17 protein-coding genes are annotated in these 17921 nt (G+C 72.9%); 8 read left to right on the top strand and 9 right to left on the bottom strand.

The annotated features are described in order from the left end of the window. Positions 1–491 (bottom strand): Dyp-type peroxidase domain-containing protein (locus tag IE249_RS35825; protein WP_229857181.1); only part of this gene is annotated, 491 nt, incomplete at its 3' end. 11 nt (positions 492–502) lie between these two features. Further along, positions 503–1654, bottom strand: coding sequence for an iron uptake system protein EfeO (efeO, locus tag IE249_RS01400; RefSeq protein WP_189702894.1), 1152 nt, complete (start codon positions 1652–1654; stop codon positions 503–505). 157 nt (positions 1655–1811) lie between these two features. Between efeO and IE249_RS01405 the strand changes: the two genes are divergently transcribed. Next, entirely contained in the window at positions 1812–2645 is an 834-nt protein-coding gene (locus IE249_RS01405; protein WP_189702895.1) for a PhzF family phenazine biosynthesis protein, read from the top strand. 89 nt (positions 2646–2734) lie between these two features. Here IE249_RS01405 and IE249_RS01410 read toward each other — a convergent pair whose 3' ends face one another. Continuing rightward, positions 2735–3382, bottom strand: a complete 648-nt coding sequence (locus tag IE249_RS01410) for a biliverdin-producing heme oxygenase (RefSeq protein ID WP_189702896.1) — start codon at positions 3380–3382, stop codon at positions 2735–2737. Between the two features lie 33 nt (positions 3383–3415). Then, entirely contained in the window at positions 3416–4273 is an 858-nt protein-coding gene (gene map, locus IE249_RS01415; protein ID WP_189702897.1) for a type I methionyl aminopeptidase, read from the bottom strand. A gap of 60 nt (positions 4274–4333) precedes the next feature. On the opposite strand from map, the gene IE249_RS01420 reads away from it, so the two are divergent. Beyond that, positions 4334–4567 (top strand): hypothetical protein, encoded by a 234-nt coding sequence (locus IE249_RS01420; protein ID WP_189702898.1) that lies wholly within the window; start codon positions 4334–4336, stop codon positions 4565–4567. Positions 4568–4783: 216 nt separating this feature from the next. Here IE249_RS01420 and IE249_RS01425 read toward each other — a convergent pair whose 3' ends face one another. After that, complete coding sequence (locus IE249_RS01425; protein WP_189702899.1) at positions 4784–5380, bottom strand: hypothetical protein; 597 nt, start codon at positions 5378–5380, stop codon at positions 4784–4786. A gap of 162 nt (positions 5381–5542) precedes the next feature. On the opposite strand from IE249_RS01425, the gene npdG reads away from it, so the two are divergent. Both npdG and IE249_RS01435 read left to right on the top strand, forming a co-directional pair. Continuing rightward, complete coding sequence (gene npdG, locus IE249_RS01430) at positions 5543–6256, top strand: NADPH-dependent F420 reductase (RefSeq protein ID WP_189702900.1); 714 nt, start codon at positions 5543–5545, stop codon at positions 6254–6256. Positions 6257–6260: 4 nt separating this feature from the next. Next, the gene (locus IE249_RS01435; protein WP_189702901.1) at positions 6261–6512 is read left to right on the top strand and encodes a hypothetical protein; all 252 of its coding nucleotides are present in this window, start codon (positions 6261–6263) and stop codon (positions 6510–6512) included. On the opposite strand, the gene IE249_RS01440 is transcribed toward IE249_RS01435, so the two are convergent. Next, entirely contained in the window at positions 6502–7302 is an 801-nt protein-coding gene (locus IE249_RS01440; protein WP_189703214.1) for a site-2 protease family protein, read from the bottom strand. The genes IE249_RS01435 and IE249_RS01440 overlap by 11 nt on opposite strands. 187 nt (positions 7303–7489) lie before the next feature. On the opposite strand from IE249_RS01440, the gene IE249_RS01445 reads away from it, so the two are divergent. After that, entirely contained in the window at positions 7490–11155 is a 3666-nt protein-coding gene (locus tag IE249_RS01445; RefSeq protein ID WP_189702902.1) for an AfsR/SARP family transcriptional regulator, read from the top strand. A gap of 83 nt (positions 11156–11238) precedes the next feature. Here IE249_RS01445 and IE249_RS01450 read toward each other — a convergent pair whose 3' ends face one another. From IE249_RS01450 to panB, 3 genes are all read right to left on the bottom strand, one after another. Continuing rightward, positions 11239–12066 (bottom strand): ABC transporter permease, encoded by an 828-nt coding sequence (locus IE249_RS01450; RefSeq protein ID WP_189702903.1) that lies wholly within the window; start codon positions 12064–12066, stop codon positions 11239–11241. After that, positions 12063–13088: an ATP-binding cassette domain-containing protein gene (locus IE249_RS01455; RefSeq protein WP_189702904.1), complete on the bottom strand. Its 1026-nt coding sequence runs from the start codon at positions 13086–13088 to the stop codon at positions 12063–12065. Before IE249_RS01455 ends, IE249_RS01450 begins: the two co-directional genes overlap by 4 nt. 207 nt (positions 13089–13295) lie before the next feature. Further along, positions 13296–14162 carry a 3-methyl-2-oxobutanoate hydroxymethyltransferase gene (gene panB, locus IE249_RS01460; protein ID WP_189702905.1) on the bottom strand — a complete coding sequence of 289 codons (867 nt, stop codon included), beginning with the start codon at positions 14160–14162 and terminating at the stop codon, positions 13296–13298. A gap of 204 nt (positions 14163–14366) precedes the next feature. Between panB and IE249_RS01465 the strand changes: the two genes are divergently transcribed. From IE249_RS01465 to IE249_RS01475, 3 genes are all read left to right on the top strand, one after another. After that, entirely contained in the window at positions 14367–15956 is a 1590-nt protein-coding gene (locus IE249_RS01465) for an MFS transporter (RefSeq protein ID WP_189702906.1), read from the top strand. A gap of 75 nt (positions 15957–16031) precedes the next feature. Continuing rightward, positions 16032–16670 (top strand): TetR/AcrR family transcriptional regulator, encoded by a 639-nt coding sequence (locus IE249_RS01470; protein ID WP_189702907.1) that lies wholly within the window; start codon positions 16032–16034, stop codon positions 16668–16670. Positions 16671–16868: 198 nt separating this feature from the next. After that, the gene (locus IE249_RS01475; protein ID WP_189702908.1) at positions 16869–17918 is read left to right on the top strand and encodes an endonuclease/exonuclease/phosphatase family protein; all 1050 of its coding nucleotides are present in this window, start codon (positions 16869–16871) and stop codon (positions 17916–17918) included. The last annotated feature ends 3 nt before the right edge of the window (positions 17919–17921 follow it).

Genomic DNA, 17921 nt, shown 5'->3' on the forward strand with positions numbered 1-17921 from the left:
GCCGGCCGCTTCCCGGCGAGACCGAACTTCTCGAACAGGGAGGGACCGAAGCCGATCGTCAGCGTCAGCCGCGAGGGCGGCAGGCCGAGGGCCTCGCCGGTGTCGTCGGGCGGCGCCTCGGCGAGCCCGCCGTAGGCGCCCTCGCCGACCGCCTTCCCGGCGGTCATCCGGCGCGCGGCGGCCGTCCAGTCCTTCAGCAGCCGTACGAACTCGGCGCGGTCGCCGGTCTTCACGTCGAACGCGGCGAAGTGCAGCCGGTCCTGCACGGGCGTGGCGATGCCCGCCTGGTGCGCGCCGTGGAACTCCACCGCGCCGCCCGCGGCTTCGCCCGCCGCCCGCTCCTCGCCGCCGGTGGCCACCGCCACCGCGCCGCCGGCCGCGACGGCGCCGAGCGCGAGCCCGGCCCCGCCCCAGCCGATCACGGTCCGCCGCGAGGGGGACGCGCCGCCCTGGGCCGCGCCGGGCTCCTGGATCTCGTCGGTCTCGGTCATGGTCGCTCCCGTTACTTCACGACGACGGCGGCGGCCAGCTTGGACAGCGGCTCGGCGAGCGCGTTGACCGCGTCCGAGAGCTCCTTGCGCTGCTCCTTGCCGACCTTGTCGTACGAGACGAACTCGTAGGAGGTCTTGTCGGCCTTGTCCGTGCGGTACTGGCCGAGCAGGGCCTCCAGCGCGGCGAACTGCTTGTCCAGCTCACCGGTCAGCGCCGGGTCGTTCTTCGCGGCCACCGGCTTGAGCAGCTCGTAGGCCTTCTGGGCGCCCTCGACGTTGCCCTTGAAGTCGACCAGGTCGGTGTGCGCGTAGCGGTCCTCCTCGCCGGTGACCTTGCCGGTGGCGACCTCGTCGAGGAGCTCCTTGGCGCCGTTGGCCATGGAGGTGGGGGTGATCTCGGCCTTGCCGACCCGCTTCTGCCAGTCCTTCAGGTCGGTGACCAGCTGGTCGGCGAGGGTCTTCTCCTCGGCGCCGATCTTCCCGTCCTGCCACAGGGCCTTCTCCAGGCGGTGCCAGCCGGTCCACTTCTGGCCGTCCTCCAGGCCGTCCTCGCGGACGTCGACCTTGGGGTCGATGTCGCCGAAGGACTCGGCGACCGGCTCGGTGCGCTCCCAGCCGAGGCGCGAGACGGCGTACGCCTTCTTGGCGGCGGCCACGTCGCCGGCCTTGACGGCCTTCACGAAGGTCTCGACGCGGGGCAGGGTCTCGTCGGCCTGGTCCTGCGCGTACTGGCGGTACTCGGCGACGGCCCTGTCCAGCCGGGGGTCGCGCTTCGCGGCCGTGCCGTCGCCGGTGACGGTCAGCTTCTGCCGCACGCCGTGCCCCTTCATGCCCGGACGGCAGGCGATCTCGTACGAGCCCGCCTTGACCTCGGCGGTCAGCGTGTACTTGGTGCCGGGGCCGATGTTCTCCTTCTCGGAGACGATCCGGTCGTCGGGGAAGACGATCTCGACCTCGGTCGCCTTGGAGCCCTTGTTCTCTATCTTCAGGGTGACGTGCCCGGCCGGGACCGTGTTGGCGGAGGTCTCGCAGGTGTCGTCCGCGGCGGTCACCCGTATCGCGTCGCCGTCCTCGGCGTCGCTCTTGGCGGTGCAGGCCGTCAGGGCGGTCAGAGCGGCCGCGGTGGCGGCGGCGGTGACGACGGTACGTCGGACGGCTCGCATGCAGGCTCCAGGAGGGAACGGGTCGACGGAGCGTCGACTCGATGGTCCAGTTCGGTGAGGCTTGCCTAACTTACCTGAGTCTTACCCGTGCCATACCCACCGGGGTCCGTGATTCAGCTCGCATCCGCGCGGTCCCGGGTGATGTTTCAATGCCCGGGTGACTGACTACGACGTGCTGCGCGTCTTCTGCGGCCCGAGCGGCGGCTACGGCAACGAGCTCGGCGTCGTGCGCGACGGCTCCCGCGTGCCCGGCCAGCAGGACCGTCAGGCCCTGGCCGCCAAACTCGGCTTCAGCGAGACCGTGTTCGTCGACGACCCCGAGCGCGGCGTCATCGACATCTACACCCCCACCCTGCGCCTGCCCTTCGCCGGTCACCCCTGCGTCGGCACGGCCTGGCTGCTCGACGTACCCGAACTGGTCACCCCCGCCGGGGTGGTGGGCGCCCGGCTGGACGGCGAGTTCAGCTGGATCGAGGCCCGCCCGGAGTGGGCCGCGCCGCGCACCCTGCGCCAGTACGCCACCGCCGCCGAGGTCGACGACCTCGCCGTACCGCCGCCCGGCGAGCGAAGCGAGATGGGGGTCCCCCCGGACGAAGTCCGGGGGAGGGTCTACGCGTGGGCCTGGGAGGACGAGCTCGCCGGCCGGATCCGCGCCCGGGCCTTCCCGGGCCGAATCGATGAGCGCGGCGGCAGCCGCTCCGGTGGAGCCGGTGCTTGCACCGGGGGCATCGACGAGGACGAGGCGACCGTCGCGGCCGCCCTGCTGCTCACCGACCGGCTGGGCCGCGCCCTCAACATCACCCAGGGCGCGGGCTCCCAGATCCTCACGGCGCCCCAGCCCGGCGGCTGGGTAGAGGTCGGCGGCCGGGTCCGTCTGGAGGGCGCCGAGGGCTCACGCCCGGCCGCCACCGCCATCGGCGCCGGACTCCGGTCGCTGAGCGGCGGACTGAGGTTCCAGGCCGAGGTCCTGGGCCCGAGGCCCCGGACCTGACGTTCCGGACCTGACGTTCCGGACCCGACGTTCGGGACCCGATGTTCGGGACCCGACGTTCCGGGCATGACGTTCCGGGCCTGGAAGACCTAGGGCCGCACCCGGAGTTCGGCGTGGAGTTCCTCGAACACCCGGGTGTTGAGGGCGAACGCGTGCCGGCACTCGGCGGTCACCCGCCCTCTCCCGGCCGCGTCCGCGCCGAACCCGTCCAGCAGCCGCCGGTACTCGTGCCGGAACGCGACCGGGTCGGTGAGGCGGTCGAAGACGTAGAAGCGCACACCGGGACCCCCGGGGGCGAAGCCCCAGGTGCGCTCCGCGCGGTCGCGGACGACCCGGCCGCCGGAGAGGTCGCCGAGGTAGCGGGTGTAGTGGTGGGCGACGTAACCGGCCGGCCAGGCGCGGGCGCACTCACCGATCCGGGCGGCGTAGCGGAGCGTCGCGGGCAGGGCCGTGAGCGTCGACCGCCAGGCGGGGCCGCGCAGATGGGCCAGGTCCTCGGCGAGCGCCGGGAGCCGCAGCAGCTCGGGCCGTACGAAGGGCCCGGCCACCGGGTCGCGGGCCAGCCGCGCGGCGTCCCGCTCCAGCGCCTCGTAGACGAACCACAGTTGCTCGGTGTAGCGGGCGAAGGCCGCCACGTCCAGCCGGCCGCCGAGCAGGGCGCTCATGAACGGCGCGGACTCCGCCGCCCGGTGCTGCTCACGGGTGGCGGTGCGCAGGACGGCGGAGAAGGAGTCCATGGGCGCGCTGGGACGACGCTGGGAGGAAAGGCCCTACGGCAGCGTCAGGATCTCCGCGCCGGTGTCCGTGACCACGAGGGTGTGCTCGAACTGGGCGGTGCGCCTGCGGTCCTTGGTGACGACCGTCCAGCCGTCGTCCCACACGTCGTACTCGTACGTGCCGAGGGTCAGCATCGGCTCGATGGTGAAGGTCATCCCCGGCTGCATGACGGTGGTCGCGTGCGGGCTGTCGTAGTGCGGGACGATCAGACCGGAGTGGAAGGAGGAGTTGATGCCGTGGCCGGTGAAGTCGCGGACCACGCCGTAGCCGAAGCGCTTGGCGTACGACTCGATGACCCGGCCGATGATGTTGATCTGCCGGCCCGGCCTGACCGCCTTGATCGCCCGGTTCAGGGCCTCGCGGGTGCGCTCGACCAGCAGACGGCTCTCCTCGTCGACGTCGCCGACGAGATAGGTGGCGTTGTTGTCGCCGTGCACCCCGCCGATGTACGCCGTCACGTCCAGGTTGACGATGTCGCCGTCGCGCAGCACCGTCGAGTCCGGGATGCCGTGGCAGATCACCTCGTTGACGGAGGTGCACAGCGACTTGGGGAAGCCCCGGTAGCCGAGCGTCGAGGGGTAGGCGCCGTGGTCGCACATGTACTCGTGCGCCACCCGGTCCAGCTCGTCGGTGGTGACGCCCGGCGCGATGTGCTTCGCCGCCTCCTCCATCGCCTGCGCGGCGATCCGCCCGGCGATCCGCATCGCCTCCACGGTCTGAGGCGTCTGCACCTCCGGCCCGGTGTACGGCTTCGGCGCGGGCTTCCCGACGTACTCAGGACGCCGGATGTTTCCGGGTACGGAACGGGTGGGGGACAGCTCCCCGGGAACGAGCAGCGACTGGCCAGACATGCCCGCGAGTCTATCCGGGGCCGATGGGGGAACATGTCGGTGGCGAGAGGAGAGCTGGTCATGCCCCTGTTCAAGAAGCGGACCGTGGGAAAGCCGGGCGAGTGGTTCTACTGCCTCCAGCACGGCAAGGTCGAGGAGGGACCCGAGTGTCCCGCCAAGGACCGGTTCGGTCCCTACGCCTCCCGCGAGGAGGCGCAGCACGCGATGGACACCGCCCGGGAACGCAACCTCCAGTGGGAGAACGACCCCCGCTGGCACGACGCCCCGGCCCCGGACGCGGACGAGGACCGGTAAGCGGGCCGGTCCCCGGCCGGTCGGGCCGGTGCGTGAGCCGGTCGGGCCGGTGCGTGAGCCGGTCGGGCCGGTGCGTGAGCCGGTCGGGCCGGTGAGTGAGCCGTGGCGGTGCGCTGCTCGCGCAGCCGCACCGCGTGCTCGTTCGTCCGGACGTCGTACGGCATCAGCCCCCGGCAGGCACGGGGCCGGCCGGGGGCGCAGCGCGTCGGGGCGGCGCTACCAGCGTGCCGGCGGGGGAGCCGTGAGTTGTTCGGTCAGCCGTGACAGGCGGTCGCGGAGGCGGCCGCCCCTGGGGGCGGGCACCGCGTTCTCCCCGGCCGCCGCGCTCACCAGGTGCTGCACGGTGTCCAGGTCCAGCTCCGCGCCCCGCGGCACCGCGAGCGTCTCGTGGGCCATCGCGCCCAGCTCGCCCTCCCCGCAGCCCAGCGCCAGCACCGTCGCCCCGGCCCGGCGTGCCTCGTGCACCCGCTCCAGCAGCGGCGCGGGCTCCTCCGGGGCCACGACCAGCAGTGTCTCGTCCCGTCTGGCCGCCTCCAGCCGCCCCAGCCCCACCGAGAGGTGGGCCGGATCGCCCGGCCGGGGCTCGTGCCGCACCAGCGTGGGGGCCAGCTCCGGGGTGCCCGACCAGGCTGCCTCGTCCACCAGATGCGCCGCCAGATGCCACGGCTCGTACGCCGGAGTGCCCACCAGCAGCAGCCCGCCCCCGTGCGCGACCACGGACCCGCGCAGCGCCCCCGCGAACCGCCGCGTGGCCCCCAACCACTCGGTCCCGGCGAGCACTTCCCGCAGCAACGCGACCCTTACGGCATCCATACGACCGCATCCTGCCGCAAACGGCCCCACTCGAGGTGCGGATCGCTCCGGATTCGCCCGCCTTGGTGACCGTACGACCGCTCTCCTCGGCGCCCGTACCGTCGCCCGGCGGGGCGGCCGGGCGGCCGGTCGCCCCGCCCCCCGCGGACGTAGAGTCGGCCCATGACCTCTAGTGACAGCGCACAGCAGCCCGTGAAGGCGCCCGCCAAGGATCCCTGGGACCTGCCCGACGTCTCCGGGCTGGTCGTCGGTGTGCTCGGCGGGACCGGGCCGCAGGGCAAGGGGCTGGCCTACCGGCTCGCCCGTGCCGGACAGAAGGTGATCATCGGCTCCCGGGCCGCCGAGCGCGCCCGGGCCGCCGCCGAGGAGACCGGGCACGGAGTCGAGGGCGCCGACAACGCCGAGACCGCCCGCCGCAGCGACGTCGTGATCGTCGCGGTGCCATGGGAGGGCCACGGCAAGACCCTCGAGTCCCTGCGCGAGGAACTCGCCGGCAAGCTCGTCGTGGACTGCGTCAACCCGCTCGGCTTCGACAAGAAGGGCGCCTACGCCCTCAAGCCCGAGGAGGGCAGCGCCGCCGAGCAGGCCGCCGCGCTGCTCCCGGACTCCCGGGTCACCGCCGCCTTCCACCACCTCTCCGCCGTGCTGCTCCAGGACCCCGGGATCGAGCGGATCGACACGGACGTGATGGTCCTCGGCGAGGAGCGTGCCGACGTCGAGATCGTCCAGGCCCTGGCCGGCCGCATCCCCGGCATGCGCGGCGTCTTCGCGGGCCGGCTGCGCAACGCCCACCAGGTGGAGTCGCTGGTGGCGAACCTGATCTCCGTCAACCGCCGCTACAAGGCGCACGCGGGCCTCCGGGTCACCGACGTGTGAGCCGATGGGGGACACTGGTCGGCGAAGCAGTCCCGAGCAGTGTCCCCGACAGGAGCCCGCCGCCATGCCCCGTCTCGCCCTCTACGCCCTCGCCGTCTGCGTGCTGTCCGTCGCCGCGGCCGTCGTCTCGTTCGTCCAGGGCAGCTGGCTGGGGATCGTCTGGGTCCTGCTGGCGGGGCTGTCGTCCAACATGACCTGGTACTACGCCCGCCGCGGCCGGGTCCGCCAGGACGGCCCCGGGTCCGTCACCGGCTGACCGAGCAGAACTCGTTCGTGCCCTGCCAGAACCGGTACAGCTCCTGGCCGCAGTACTGGTCGAGTGCCCCGATGCCCAGCGGGCGCAGCACGGCGTCGATCAGGTCGAAGAACGCGTTGTTGAGCGACGGCACCCACAGCAGCGCGAACACGAACAGCAGTCCGAACGGCGCGAACGGCTCCACCTGCCGCTTGACGTTGTACGACAGCCAGGGCTCGATCACGCCGTAGCCGTCCAGGCCCGGCACCGGCAGGAAGTTCAGGATCGCTGCCGTCACCTGGAGCAGCGCGAGGAAGGCCAGCGCGAACCGGAAGTCGCGCGGCACGCCGTCCAGCGCGTGCAGCCAGAACGGCGCCGTGCACACGATCGCGAACAGCACGTTGGTGAGCGGGCCCGCCGCCGAGATGACGCTGTGCCGCCAGCGGCCCTTGATCCGGCCGCGCTCGATGAACACCGCGCCGCCCGGCAGACCGATCCCGCCCATGATCACGAACAGCACCGGGAGCACGATGCTCAGCAGCGCGTGCGTGTACTTCAGCGGGTTCAGCGTGAGGTAGCCCTTCGCGCCGATCGTGATGTCGCCGCTGTGCAGGGCGGTGCGGGCGTGTGCGTACTCGTGCAGGCACAGCGAGACGATCCAGGCCGCCGTCACGAACAGGAACACCGCCACGCCCGGCTGCTGGGCGAACCCGGTCCAGGTGGCCCACCCGGTGACGGCGGTGACGGCCAGGATCCCGACGAAGACGGGACTGACCCGCCGGTCACTGCGGCGGCTGGTGGCGGTGGTCATCGGGGAGGGCTCCTGGGCTCGGGCACGGGTGCGGATCCGGTCGACCGTACCGGTCACGGAGAGGAACGTCCCGGCCGGGTCGGGAGGTTCCTGCGGCGCCCCCGTCCCCTCCTGCCCTCCTGCTCGGATCCGGGCGGTTCACGCCCACCGGAAACCCGGAAGCGGTGCGCGTGCGTCCCCGGACACAATGGACCCCGTGCGCTATCGCATCCTCGGCACCACTCAGGCACTCCGTCCCGACGGCACCTCCGTCCCGGTCGGCGGGGCGCGGCTGCGTGCCCTGCTGACCGTGCTCGCCCTGCGGCCAGGGCGTACGGTCCCGGTGGGCGTCCTGGTCGAGGAGGTGTGGGACGGCGATCCGCCCGCCGACGCCACCGGCGCGCTCCAGGCCCTGGTCGGGCGGCTGCGCCGGGCGCTCGGCGCGCACGTGGTCGCCTCCGCCGAGGGCGGCTACCGGCTCGCCGCCGCGGCCGACGACATCGACCTGCACCGCTTCGAGCGGCTGGCGGGCGAGGGTCTGCGGGCCCTGGCCGACGGCGACCCGGCCAAGGCGGCCGTCGTCCTCGACGACGCCCTCGCCCTGTGGCGCGGCCCGGCCCTCGCCGACCTGCCCGACCGCACCGCCGAGGCGGCCCGCTGGGAGACCCGCCACCGCGACGTGCGCCGCGCCCGCCTGACCGCCGCCCTCGCCCTCGGCCACGCGGCCCAGGTGCTGCCCGACCTCACCGCCCTGTGCGACACCCACCCCCTCGACGAACCCCTCCAGGCCCTCCGGCTGCGCGCCCTGCGCGACGCGGGCCGCCCGGCGGAGGCCCTGGCCGCCTACGAGGACGTACGCCACCTGCTGGCCGACCGCCTCGGCTCCGACCCCGGCCCCGAACTGCGGGCCCTGCACGAGGAGTTGCTACGACCGAGTGCCCCGGGCGGACCCGGTCCCGGCGCGCGGGCGGCCGGCCACGCGCGCGGGGACGCGACATCGCGGACCGAACCCACAGCCGCCGATGCGGCACCGTCCCGGAAAGCCCCCACCCCGACCGACGCCCGCGGCCCCGGGACGCACGCCGCCGACGCGACACCCGGCCCAGGTGGGGCGCACGGCCCGCGCGCCGCCGGACCGCCCGCCCACAGGGCACCCGGATCGCCCGCCGCCGGAGCGTACGGATCGCCCGCCGCCGGAGCGCCCGGGGCGTCCGCCGTCGAGCAACCCGGCGTCCGTGCGTTCCTCCCCGGGGCTCCTCCGGGGGCGCCCGTGCGCGGTGCCGCCGGGCAGACCCGTACCCCCGTCGAGGGCGGGCGGGAGCCGGCCTCCGGGGCCGCCGGCACCGCCTCCCCCCGGCCCTCCGGCAACATCCGTGTCCGTCTCACCTCCTTCGTGGGCCGGGAGGACGACATCGCCGCGATCCGCTCCGACCTCGGCGACGCGCGGCTGGTCACGCTGCTCGGGCCGGGCGGGGCCGGCAAGACCCGGCTGTCGCAGGAGGCCGCCGAGGCCGTGCGGCCGGTGCCGCGCGAGGGGGTGTGGCTGGCCGAGCTCGCCCCGGTGGACGACCCGGCGGCCGTGCCCGAGGCCGTGCTCACGGCCGTGGGCGCCCGCGAGACCGTCCTGTACGGCGCCGGTGCCGAGGAGATGCGGGTCGCGGTCGCCGACCGGCACGACGAGCCCGTGGAACGGCTCGTCGAGCACTGCTCCCGGCGCCGCATGCTGCTCCTGCTCGACAACTGCGAGCACGTCGTCGACGCCGCCGCCCGCCTGGTCGAGGAGCTGCTCGCCCGCTGCCCGCACCTGACCGTGCTCGCCACCAGCCGCGAACCCCTCGGGGTGCCCGGCGAGCTGGTCCGGCCGGTGGAGCCGCTGCCCGACCCGGTCGCGCTGCGGCTGTTCGCCGAGCGCGGAGCGGCCGTACGGCCCGGCTTCCGCGTCGACGCCGACGAGGACACCGCGGCCGCCTGCGCCGAGATCTGCCGCCGTCTGGACGGCCTGCCGCTGGCCATCGAACTGGCCGCCGCCCGGCTGCGGATGCTCACCCCGGCCCAGATCGCCGGCCGGCTCGACGACCGCTTCCGCCTGCTCACCTCCGGCAGCCGCACCGTTCTGCCCCGCCAGCAGACCCTGCGGGCCGTCGTCGACTGGTCCTGGGACCTGCTCGACGAGGACGAGCGGTACGTCCTCGGCCGGCTGTCCGTCTTCGCGGGCGGCTGCGGCCTCGCCGCCGCCGAGGCCGTGTGCGGGCCCGCCGCCTTCGACGCCCTCGGCTCCCTCGTCGACAAGTCCCTCGTGGTCGCCGCGCCCGCCCCGGACGGCGAGATGCGCTACCGGCTCCTGGAGACCGTCGCCGAGTACGCGGGCGAACGCCTCGACGAGACCGGCGGCCGCGCCGAGGCCGAGCGTGCCCATCTGACGTACTACCGCGAACTGGCCCGCACCACCGACGTGTTGCTGCGCGGCCCCGGCCAGGCCACCGCCATCGCCCGCTTCGAGCTGGAGTACGAGAACCTCCGCACCGCCCTGCGCCACGCCGTCGCCGAGAAGGACGAGCAGGAGGCGCTCTGCCTGGTCCTGTCGCTGGTCTGGTACTGGCAGATGCGCGACCTGCGCATCGAGGCGCGCAACCTGTGCAGCGAGGTGATGGCGCTCGGCCCCGACCCGTTCGCCGAGCCCGTGCGCCGCGCGGAACCGGTGTGGCAGCGCTGCACCGACGTGCCGCCCCCGCTCAGCGGCGAACTGCTCGCCGAGGCCCGGCGCGGACTGCACCTGGCCCATCTCGCCTGCATGGACACCGAACTGGACGCCTGGCAGACGCCCGAGTCCCAGGCGAAGCTGCGCGTGATCACGCAGGTGTACGAGCCCGGCATGCCGCAGACCTGCCGGCCCCCGGGCCTGCTGTGGTTCTTCGCCGTGCTGCTGACCGAGGGCATGGACCGGATGCGCGCCATCATCGACGCCTGCGTCGAGACCTCACGGCAGACCCCGGGCTTCGAGTGGGAGCTGGCCGGCACCCTGCAGATGCGCGCCAACATCCTCGCCAACCGCATCGAGTGGGCGGGCGACGCCACCCGGGACGCGGACGAGGCGCTGGAGATCTTCGAGCGCCTCGGGGACGACTGGGGCGCCGCCGAGGCGCTCTCCGCACGCGGCGAGTCCTACGAGCGCAAGGGCGAGTACGAGGCGGCCGCCACCGACTTCCGCTCCGCCATCGAGCACGCCGAACGCCTCGGCGCCCACGCCCAGGCGGCGGTGCTCGGCGTCCGCCTCGGCGCCGTACTGCTGGAGACGGGCGAGCCGGAGCGCGGCGAGCGGATGCTGCGCGACACCCTCGCCCAGGAGAACGGCACCGCCCACGAGGCGATGCCCATGGCCCGGCTGTTCCTGGCCGGCTGGCTCTCCCTGACCGACCGCGTCTCCGAGGCCCGTGAGCAACTCCGGCTGCTGCGGCAGGAGTTCGGGATCTCCCACTTCGTCGTCTTCGACGCCTTCATCCTCGGCCAGGAGGCCTGGGTGGACAGCGTGGACGGTCGTCCCGAGGAGGCGCTGGTCAAGATCCGCCAGGCGCTCGGCCGGGCCGCCGACCCGCTGTCGCAGACCATCGCCCCGCACATGCGGCCCCTGTACCTGGTCATCGCGGCGACGGCGCTGGCCGCGCTGGACGGCGGCGGGCGCGCCGGTGACGCGGCCCGCTGCCTGGGCGCCGCGGAGTCCATGCTGCCGGCCGGTCATGTCGCCGGGACCATCGAGCGCGCGGTGCGCGAGCGCGCCGAGGCGGCCGTCCGGGCCGTACTCGACGACGAGGCCTTCGAGGCGGCGTACGCGCAGGGCGGTGGTCTCTCCCCCGGGGAGGCCACCGCCCTGGTCTGACGCGTCCGGTGCACGAGGGCCGGTGCACGAGGGCCGGTGCGCGGTGCGCGGTGCGCGGTGCACGCCGCACGTCCCGGCGGACGTCAGCTCTTGGTACGGAACTTGTGTATGGCGACCGGCGCCATCACCGCCGTGATCCCGGCCGACCAGGCGAGGGTCACCCACAGGTCGTGCGCGACCGGGCCGCCCACCATCAGCCCGCGGGCCGAGTCGGCGAGCGTGGACAGCGGGTTGTAGTCGGTGAACGACTGCAGCCAGCCCGGCATCGACTTGGTCGGCGCGAAGATCGACGAGCCGAACTGCAGCGGGAACAGCACCAGGAACCCCATCGCCTGCACGGACTGGGCGTTCTTCAGCACGACGCCGAGGGTGAGGAACACCCACATGATCGACGAGGCGAAGGCCGCGGACAGGGCCACGGTCGCCAGCAGGCCGCCCCAGTGGGTGATGTGGAAGCCGACCAGGACGGCGACCACCATCAGCACCGCCGTCGCGAACAGCATGCGCGCCAGCTCCACCGCGATCTTGGCGAACAGCACCGAGCCGCGCCCGATGGGCAGGGACCGGAAGCGGTCCATGACCCCGCTGTTGAAGTCCTGGCTGAAGCCGGTGCCGACGCCCTGCGACAGCGTCATGCTCATCATCGCGATCATGCCGGGGATGACGTACTGCACATAGCGGTCCTGCCCGCCGCCCAGGGCCAGCCCGATCGAGCCGCCGAAGACGTACACGAAGAGCAGCGTGAAGACGACCGGCATCAGCAGCGCGTCGAACATGGACTCGGGGTCCTGGCGGATCCACAGCAGGTTGCGGCGGATCAGCGCACCGGTGTGGCGCAGATGGCCGCGCAGCGGGATCCGGGCGTCGCCCTTCACATCGGCGGTGGGGGCGGTGGCGGTGACGGCGCTCATACGGCGACCTCCTCGCGGGACTCGGCGGGGCGGGTGTCCTGCGGGGCACTGGCGCGGTGGCCGGTGAGGGACAGGAAGACCTCGTCCAGGCTGGGCAGTTCGGTGGTGATGGAGGCGATGGTGATGCCGCGCGCGGTGACCGCGCCGACCACCGCGGTCAGCTGCTCGTCGCTCAGGATCGGCACCAGCAGGGAGCCGGTCTCGGCGTCCACGGTGGTGGAGGCGAGCCCGGTGATGCCCAGTTCGTCGAGCATCCCGGCGAGCGGGCTCAGCTCCCGCGGGTCGGCCGGCCGCACCCGCAGGGTCCGCCCGCCGACCTTCGCCTTCAGCTCCTCGATGCCGCCGCCCGCGATGACCTTGCCGCGGTCGACCACGGTCAGCTCGGAGGCCAGCTGCTCGGCCTCCTCCATGTACTGGGTGGTCAGCAGGACGGTCACGCCGTCCCCGACCATCGCCTGGACCTCGTCCCACACCTCGTTGCGGGTGCGCGGGTCGAGTCCGGTGGTGGGCTCGTCCAGGAAGAGCACGGTGGGGCGCCCGATCATCGAGGCGGCCAGGTCCAGCCGGCGCCGCATGCCGCCCGAGTACGTGCTCGCCGGGCGCCGGGCGGCGTCGGTGAGCGAGAACCGCTCCAGCAGCTCGTCGGCGCGGGCGCGGGCGTCCTTGCGGGACAGGTCCAGCAGCCGGCCGATCATGTACAGGTTCTCCCAGCCGGGCAGCTTCTCGTCGACCGAGGCGTACTGGCCGGTGAGCCCGATGACCCGGCGCAGCTGCCGGGGCTGGCGCACGACGTCGTAGCCGGCGACGGTGGCGTGCCCGGAGTCCGGGGCCAGCAGGGTGGAGAGGATGCGTACGAGGGTGGTCTTGCCGGCGCCGTTCGGGCCGAGCACGCCCATCACGGTGCCCTCGCGCACGTCGAGGTCCACACCGTCCAGCGCCTTGGTCTCGCCGTAGTGCTTGACCAGCCCCCGTACGGTCACGGCGTTGCGTCCGCCGCCGGGGTTGTTGTCGTTTCGCGTCATGGGGAAGACGGTCGCACCCGCCACCGACAAACCACCGACAGCCGACCGACAGGGCCACCGACGCCCACCGACAGCCGACCGACAGCCGCCCGACGGCCGCCCCACCCCGCCGACAGAAGCGAGCAAGCCCGCCGACGGGGGATGATCGGCGGGCTGCTCGTGGTACCGCGGTGGCTTGAGGGACCGGTGAACCGGTGGGCCGGTGGGCTAGTGGACCGAGTGCTCCTCGAGCGGGAAGGTCCCGCCGACGACGTCCTCGGCGAAGGCCCTGGCCGCGTTGCCCATGACCTCGCGCAGGTCGGCGTACTTCTTGACGAACTTCGGCACCCGCCCGCCGGTCAGCCCCATCATGTCGGTCCACACCAGGACCTGGGCGTCCGTCTCGGGGCCCGCGCCGATGCCGACCGTCGGGATGTGCAGCACGCGGGTCACCTCGGCGGCCAGCTCGGCCGGCACCAGCTCCAGGACGACCGCGAACGCGCCCGCGTCCTGGACGGCCTTGGCGTCCCGCAGCAGCTGGGCCGCCGCCTCCTCGCCGCGGCCCTGGACGCGGTAGCCCATGGCGTTGACGGACTGCGGGGTCAGGCCGATGTGGGCCATGACCGGGATGCCGGACTCCACCAGCAGGCGGATCTGCTCGTGCGAGCGCTCGCCGCCCTCCAGCTTCACCGCGCCGACGCCCGCCTCCTTCACCAGCCGGGTCGCCGAGCGCAGCGCCTGCACCGGGCCCTCCTGGTACGAACCGAAGGGCAGGTCGCCGACGATCAGGGCGCGCTTCGTGCCGCGCACCACCGCGGCCGAGAGCACGGTCATCTCGTCGAGGGTGACGGGCACGGTGGTCTCGTACCCTAGGTGGCAGTTGCCCGCGGAGTCGCCGACGAGCATCACCGGGATGCCGGCCTCGTCGAAGACGGAGGCGGTCATCGCGTCGTAGGCGGTGAGCATGGGCCACTTCTCGCCGCGTTCCTTGGCGAGGGCGATGTCGCGGACCGTGATCCGGCGCGTGCCCTTGCCCCCGTACAGCGCCTTGCTGCCGTCGGAGGGCGTCGTCTGGGCAGCCGAAAGCTGCGTCATTCCCAACAGCTCCTTCTGTCATCTCGAGGCGCCCTGACGGCGTCCCCGGACTCGGGTCCATGGTGGCACCTCGTGCCGTCCGGGGCCAGGGGGCCCGCCCGGGGGTGTGCTCAAGATCTCGGGAAGCGCCGTGCGCGTAAGATCTCGGTAAAGTATTTCCGATACGAGACGGTCTCGTATCGGAAGTGGCATATGCTTCGGAGCATGACTACACCTGCCGCATCCGCCCACCGGATTCCGGAAGCGGTGCACCGCCGCCGCTGGGCGATTCTCGGCGTCCTGATGCTGAGCCTGCTGATAGTGGTGCTCGACAACTCGATCCTGAACGTCGCCATCAAGACCATCTCGACGCCGGCCCCCACCGGGCTCGGCGCCACGCAGAGCGAGCTGGAGTGGGCGATCAACGCCTACACCCTGGTCTTCGCCGGTCTGCTGTTCACCGCCGGCCTCATCGGCGACCGGCTGGGCCGCAAGAAGGTCCTGCTCGGCGGCCTGGTGATCTTCGGTGCCGGCTCCGCGCTGGCCGCCGAGTCCGGCTCGCCGGGCCAGCTGATCGCCTTCCGCGCCCTGATGGCCCTCGGCGCCGCCTTCGTCATGCCGGCCACCCTCGCCGTGCTGATGAACGTCTTCGAGCGCGAGGAGCAGCCCAAGGCCATCGGCATCTGGGCCGGCGGCGTCGGTCTCGCCATCGCCATCGGCCCGATCACCGGCGGTCTGCTGCTCGACCACTTCTGGTGGGGCTCGGTCTTCCTGATCAACGTGCCGATCGTGATCATCGCGCTGGCGCTGATGATGTGGCTGGTGCCCGACTCCCGTGACCCGCGGCCGGGCCGCGTCGACCCGCTCGGCGTGGTGCTGTCCGTCGTCGGCCTCGTCCTGCTCGTCTACGGCATCATCAAGGGCGGCGAGCTCGCCGACTTCACCAACGGGACCGTGCTCGCGACCATCGCGGCCGGCGTGGTCGTCCTCGCCGCCTTCGTGATCTTCGAGAAGCGCAGCGACCACCCGTCCCTGGACGTCACCTACTTCAAGAACAAGGTCTTCTCGGCCGCCATGAGCGCCATCGCGCTGGTGTTCTTCGCCCTGATGGGCGTCACGTTCTTCTCGGTCTTCTACACCCAGAGCGTGCGCGGCTACTCGCCGCTGGAGTCCGGTCTGCTGATGCTGCCGCTGGCCGCCGCGCAGATGATCTTCGCGCCCCGCGCCCGGCTGGTCGTCGACCGCTTCGGCAACAAGGCCACCACCACCGCGGGCCTGCTGGTCATCGCCGCCACGCTGGCCTCCTTCGCCGCCTTCGAGGCGGACACCCCGATCTGGATCCTGGAGGTCGTCTTCTTCCTGATGGGCGCCGGCATGGCTCACATCATGACGCCGACCAGTGTCGTGATCATGCAGGCCCTGCCCCGCGAGAAGGCCGGCTCCGCCTCCGCGCTCAGCAACACCTTCCGCCAGGTCGGCGGCGCCCTCGGCATCGCCGTCCTCGGCTCGGTGCTCTCCACCGCCTACCGCAACGGCATCGAGGGCAAGCTCGGCCTGCTGCCGCCGGGCCTGCGCGACACGGCCGGCGAGTCCATCGAGGCCACCCTCGGCGTCGCCGCCAAGCTCGGCCCGCGCGGCCAGGCGCTGATCGGCCCCGCCAACGACTCCTTCCTGCACGCCATGCACGTCACCGCCCTGTGGGGGACCGGAGTCGCCCTGGTCGGCGCGGTCGTGGTGGCCGTCTTCCTGCCGGGCAAGGCGCCGGCGTCCGAAAAGGGCAAGGAGGAGCCGGAGCTTGTAGCGGCGGTCGAGTAGACACCGGCAGGGTGTGGTCAACGGGGGCGGAGCACCGGGGGGACAATCTCCCTGTACGACGAAAGGACGTCCCAAGTGAGCCTTGCCGACAGTGAGCGCCGGGCCGCCCCCGAGGCCCAGGCCCCCGCACGGGGCCGCCCGCGGAGCGAAGCGGTGGAACGCGCCATCGTCGAGGGCGTGATGAAACTGCTGGAGGACGGTGTACCGCTCGCCGAACTCTCCATAGAGCGCATCGCCCGCACCGCGGGCGTCGGCAAGGCCACCATCTACCGCCGCTGGAGCGGCAAGGAGGAACTGTTCGTCGACGTCGTGCGGGCCGCCGAGCCCGCCGACCCCGAACTGCCCGGCACCTCCATGCGCGACGACCTCGTCGCCCTGCTGGAACAACTGCGCAGGCGCGGCCTGGTCAGCCGCTCCTCGGCGATCCTGCACAACGTCTACGCCCAGATGAAGTCGAGCCCCAAGCTCTGGTGCGCCTACGACGCCACCGTCGTCGAGCCGCGGCGCAGGCTCCAGATCGAGATCCTGCGCCGCGGGCAGCGCAACGGCGAACTGCGCACGGACATCGACGTCCAGGTGCTCAACGACATCTTCGTGGGCCCCATGCTCGTCCGCAGCGTCATGCGCCCCGACGCCGACCTCCCCGAGGGCCTGGCCGAACAGATCGTGGACGCGGTACTCGACGGCCTACGCCCCGTCAGCTCGTCCTCCTAGGATCCGGGTTGCCCCCGCCGTAATGTGCGCGTTTCGTCACAGACCATGATCCAGGCGGCGCAACCGGAACTCGTCGTGCCGACTCTTTCGTCCTCGTGCAGGTACGGCCGTCATGGACGGCGGGGACAGAGCCGATCATCCCCTAGGGTCGTGAACCAGGGGGCGAACGGTGTGCACGGCAGGCAGTGAGGCGACGGTATGGCGCAGCAGGCTTACATGACGGAGACGGACGGCGGCGGCTCGGGGTCCGGGCGGCCAGGATCCCGGCTTCGGCACCTGCTGAACCGCTTCCTGTCCGGCTGGCGCGGCGATCCGCGGATCTGGCGCCGGGGCGTGCTGCTGGCCGCGGTCGCGGTCGCCCTCGCCCTGGTGATGCTGCTGCACTCGCACATCCCCAACCGGATCGGCAACCTCGGCAGTCTCACCGAGACCTTCCTGCCGTGGCTCGGCCTGCTGATCCCGCTGCTGCTGGTGGGGGCGCTGGTGCGCAGGTCGGCGACCGCGCTGATCGCGGTGGTGCTGCCCGCGGTCGCCTGGCTGAACCTCTTCGGCGGCCTGCTCACCGACAAGACGGCCGGGGGCGGCGACCTGACGGTGGCCACGCACAACGTCAACGCCGACAACCCCGACCCCTCCGGCACCGCCCGCGAGGTGGCCGCCGCCGGCGCCGACGTGCTGGCCCTGGAGGAGCTGAAGGCCTCCGCCGTCCCGGTCTACGAGAGCGCGCTCGCGCCGGCGTACAAGTACCACTCGGTGCAGGGCACGGTCGGGCTGTGGAGCAAGTACCCGATCGCCGACGTGCGTTCGGTCGACATCCGGCTGGGCTGGACCCGCGCGATGCGCGCCACCGTGAGCACACCCGAGGGTCCCGTCGCGGTCTACGTCGCCCACATGCCCTCGGTGCGGGTGAAGATGAACGCCGGGTTCACCGCCGCGCAGCGCGACCAGAGCGCGGACGCGCTCGGCGAGGCGATCGCCGCCGAGCGGCAGCCCCGGGTGATCCTGCTCGGTGACCTCAACGGAACCATGAACGACCGCTCGCTCAACGCCGTCACCTCCCAGATGCGTTCCACCCAGGGCGCGGTGGGCAGCGGCTTCGGGTTCAGCTGGCCGGCGTCCTTCCCGATGGCCCGCATCGACCAGATCATGGTCAAGGGCGTCGAACCGGTCAGCTCCTGGACCCTGCCCCGCACCGGCAGCGACCACCTTCCGGTCGCGGCCCGGGTGAACATGGGTACGACGTCGTAGTCT

Origin of the sequence: Streptomyces anandii JCM 4720, from assembly GCF_014650655.1 — a bacterium.
GTDB classification, from domain to species: domain Bacteria; phylum Actinomycetota; class Actinomycetes; order Streptomycetales; family Streptomycetaceae; genus Streptomyces; species Streptomyces anandii.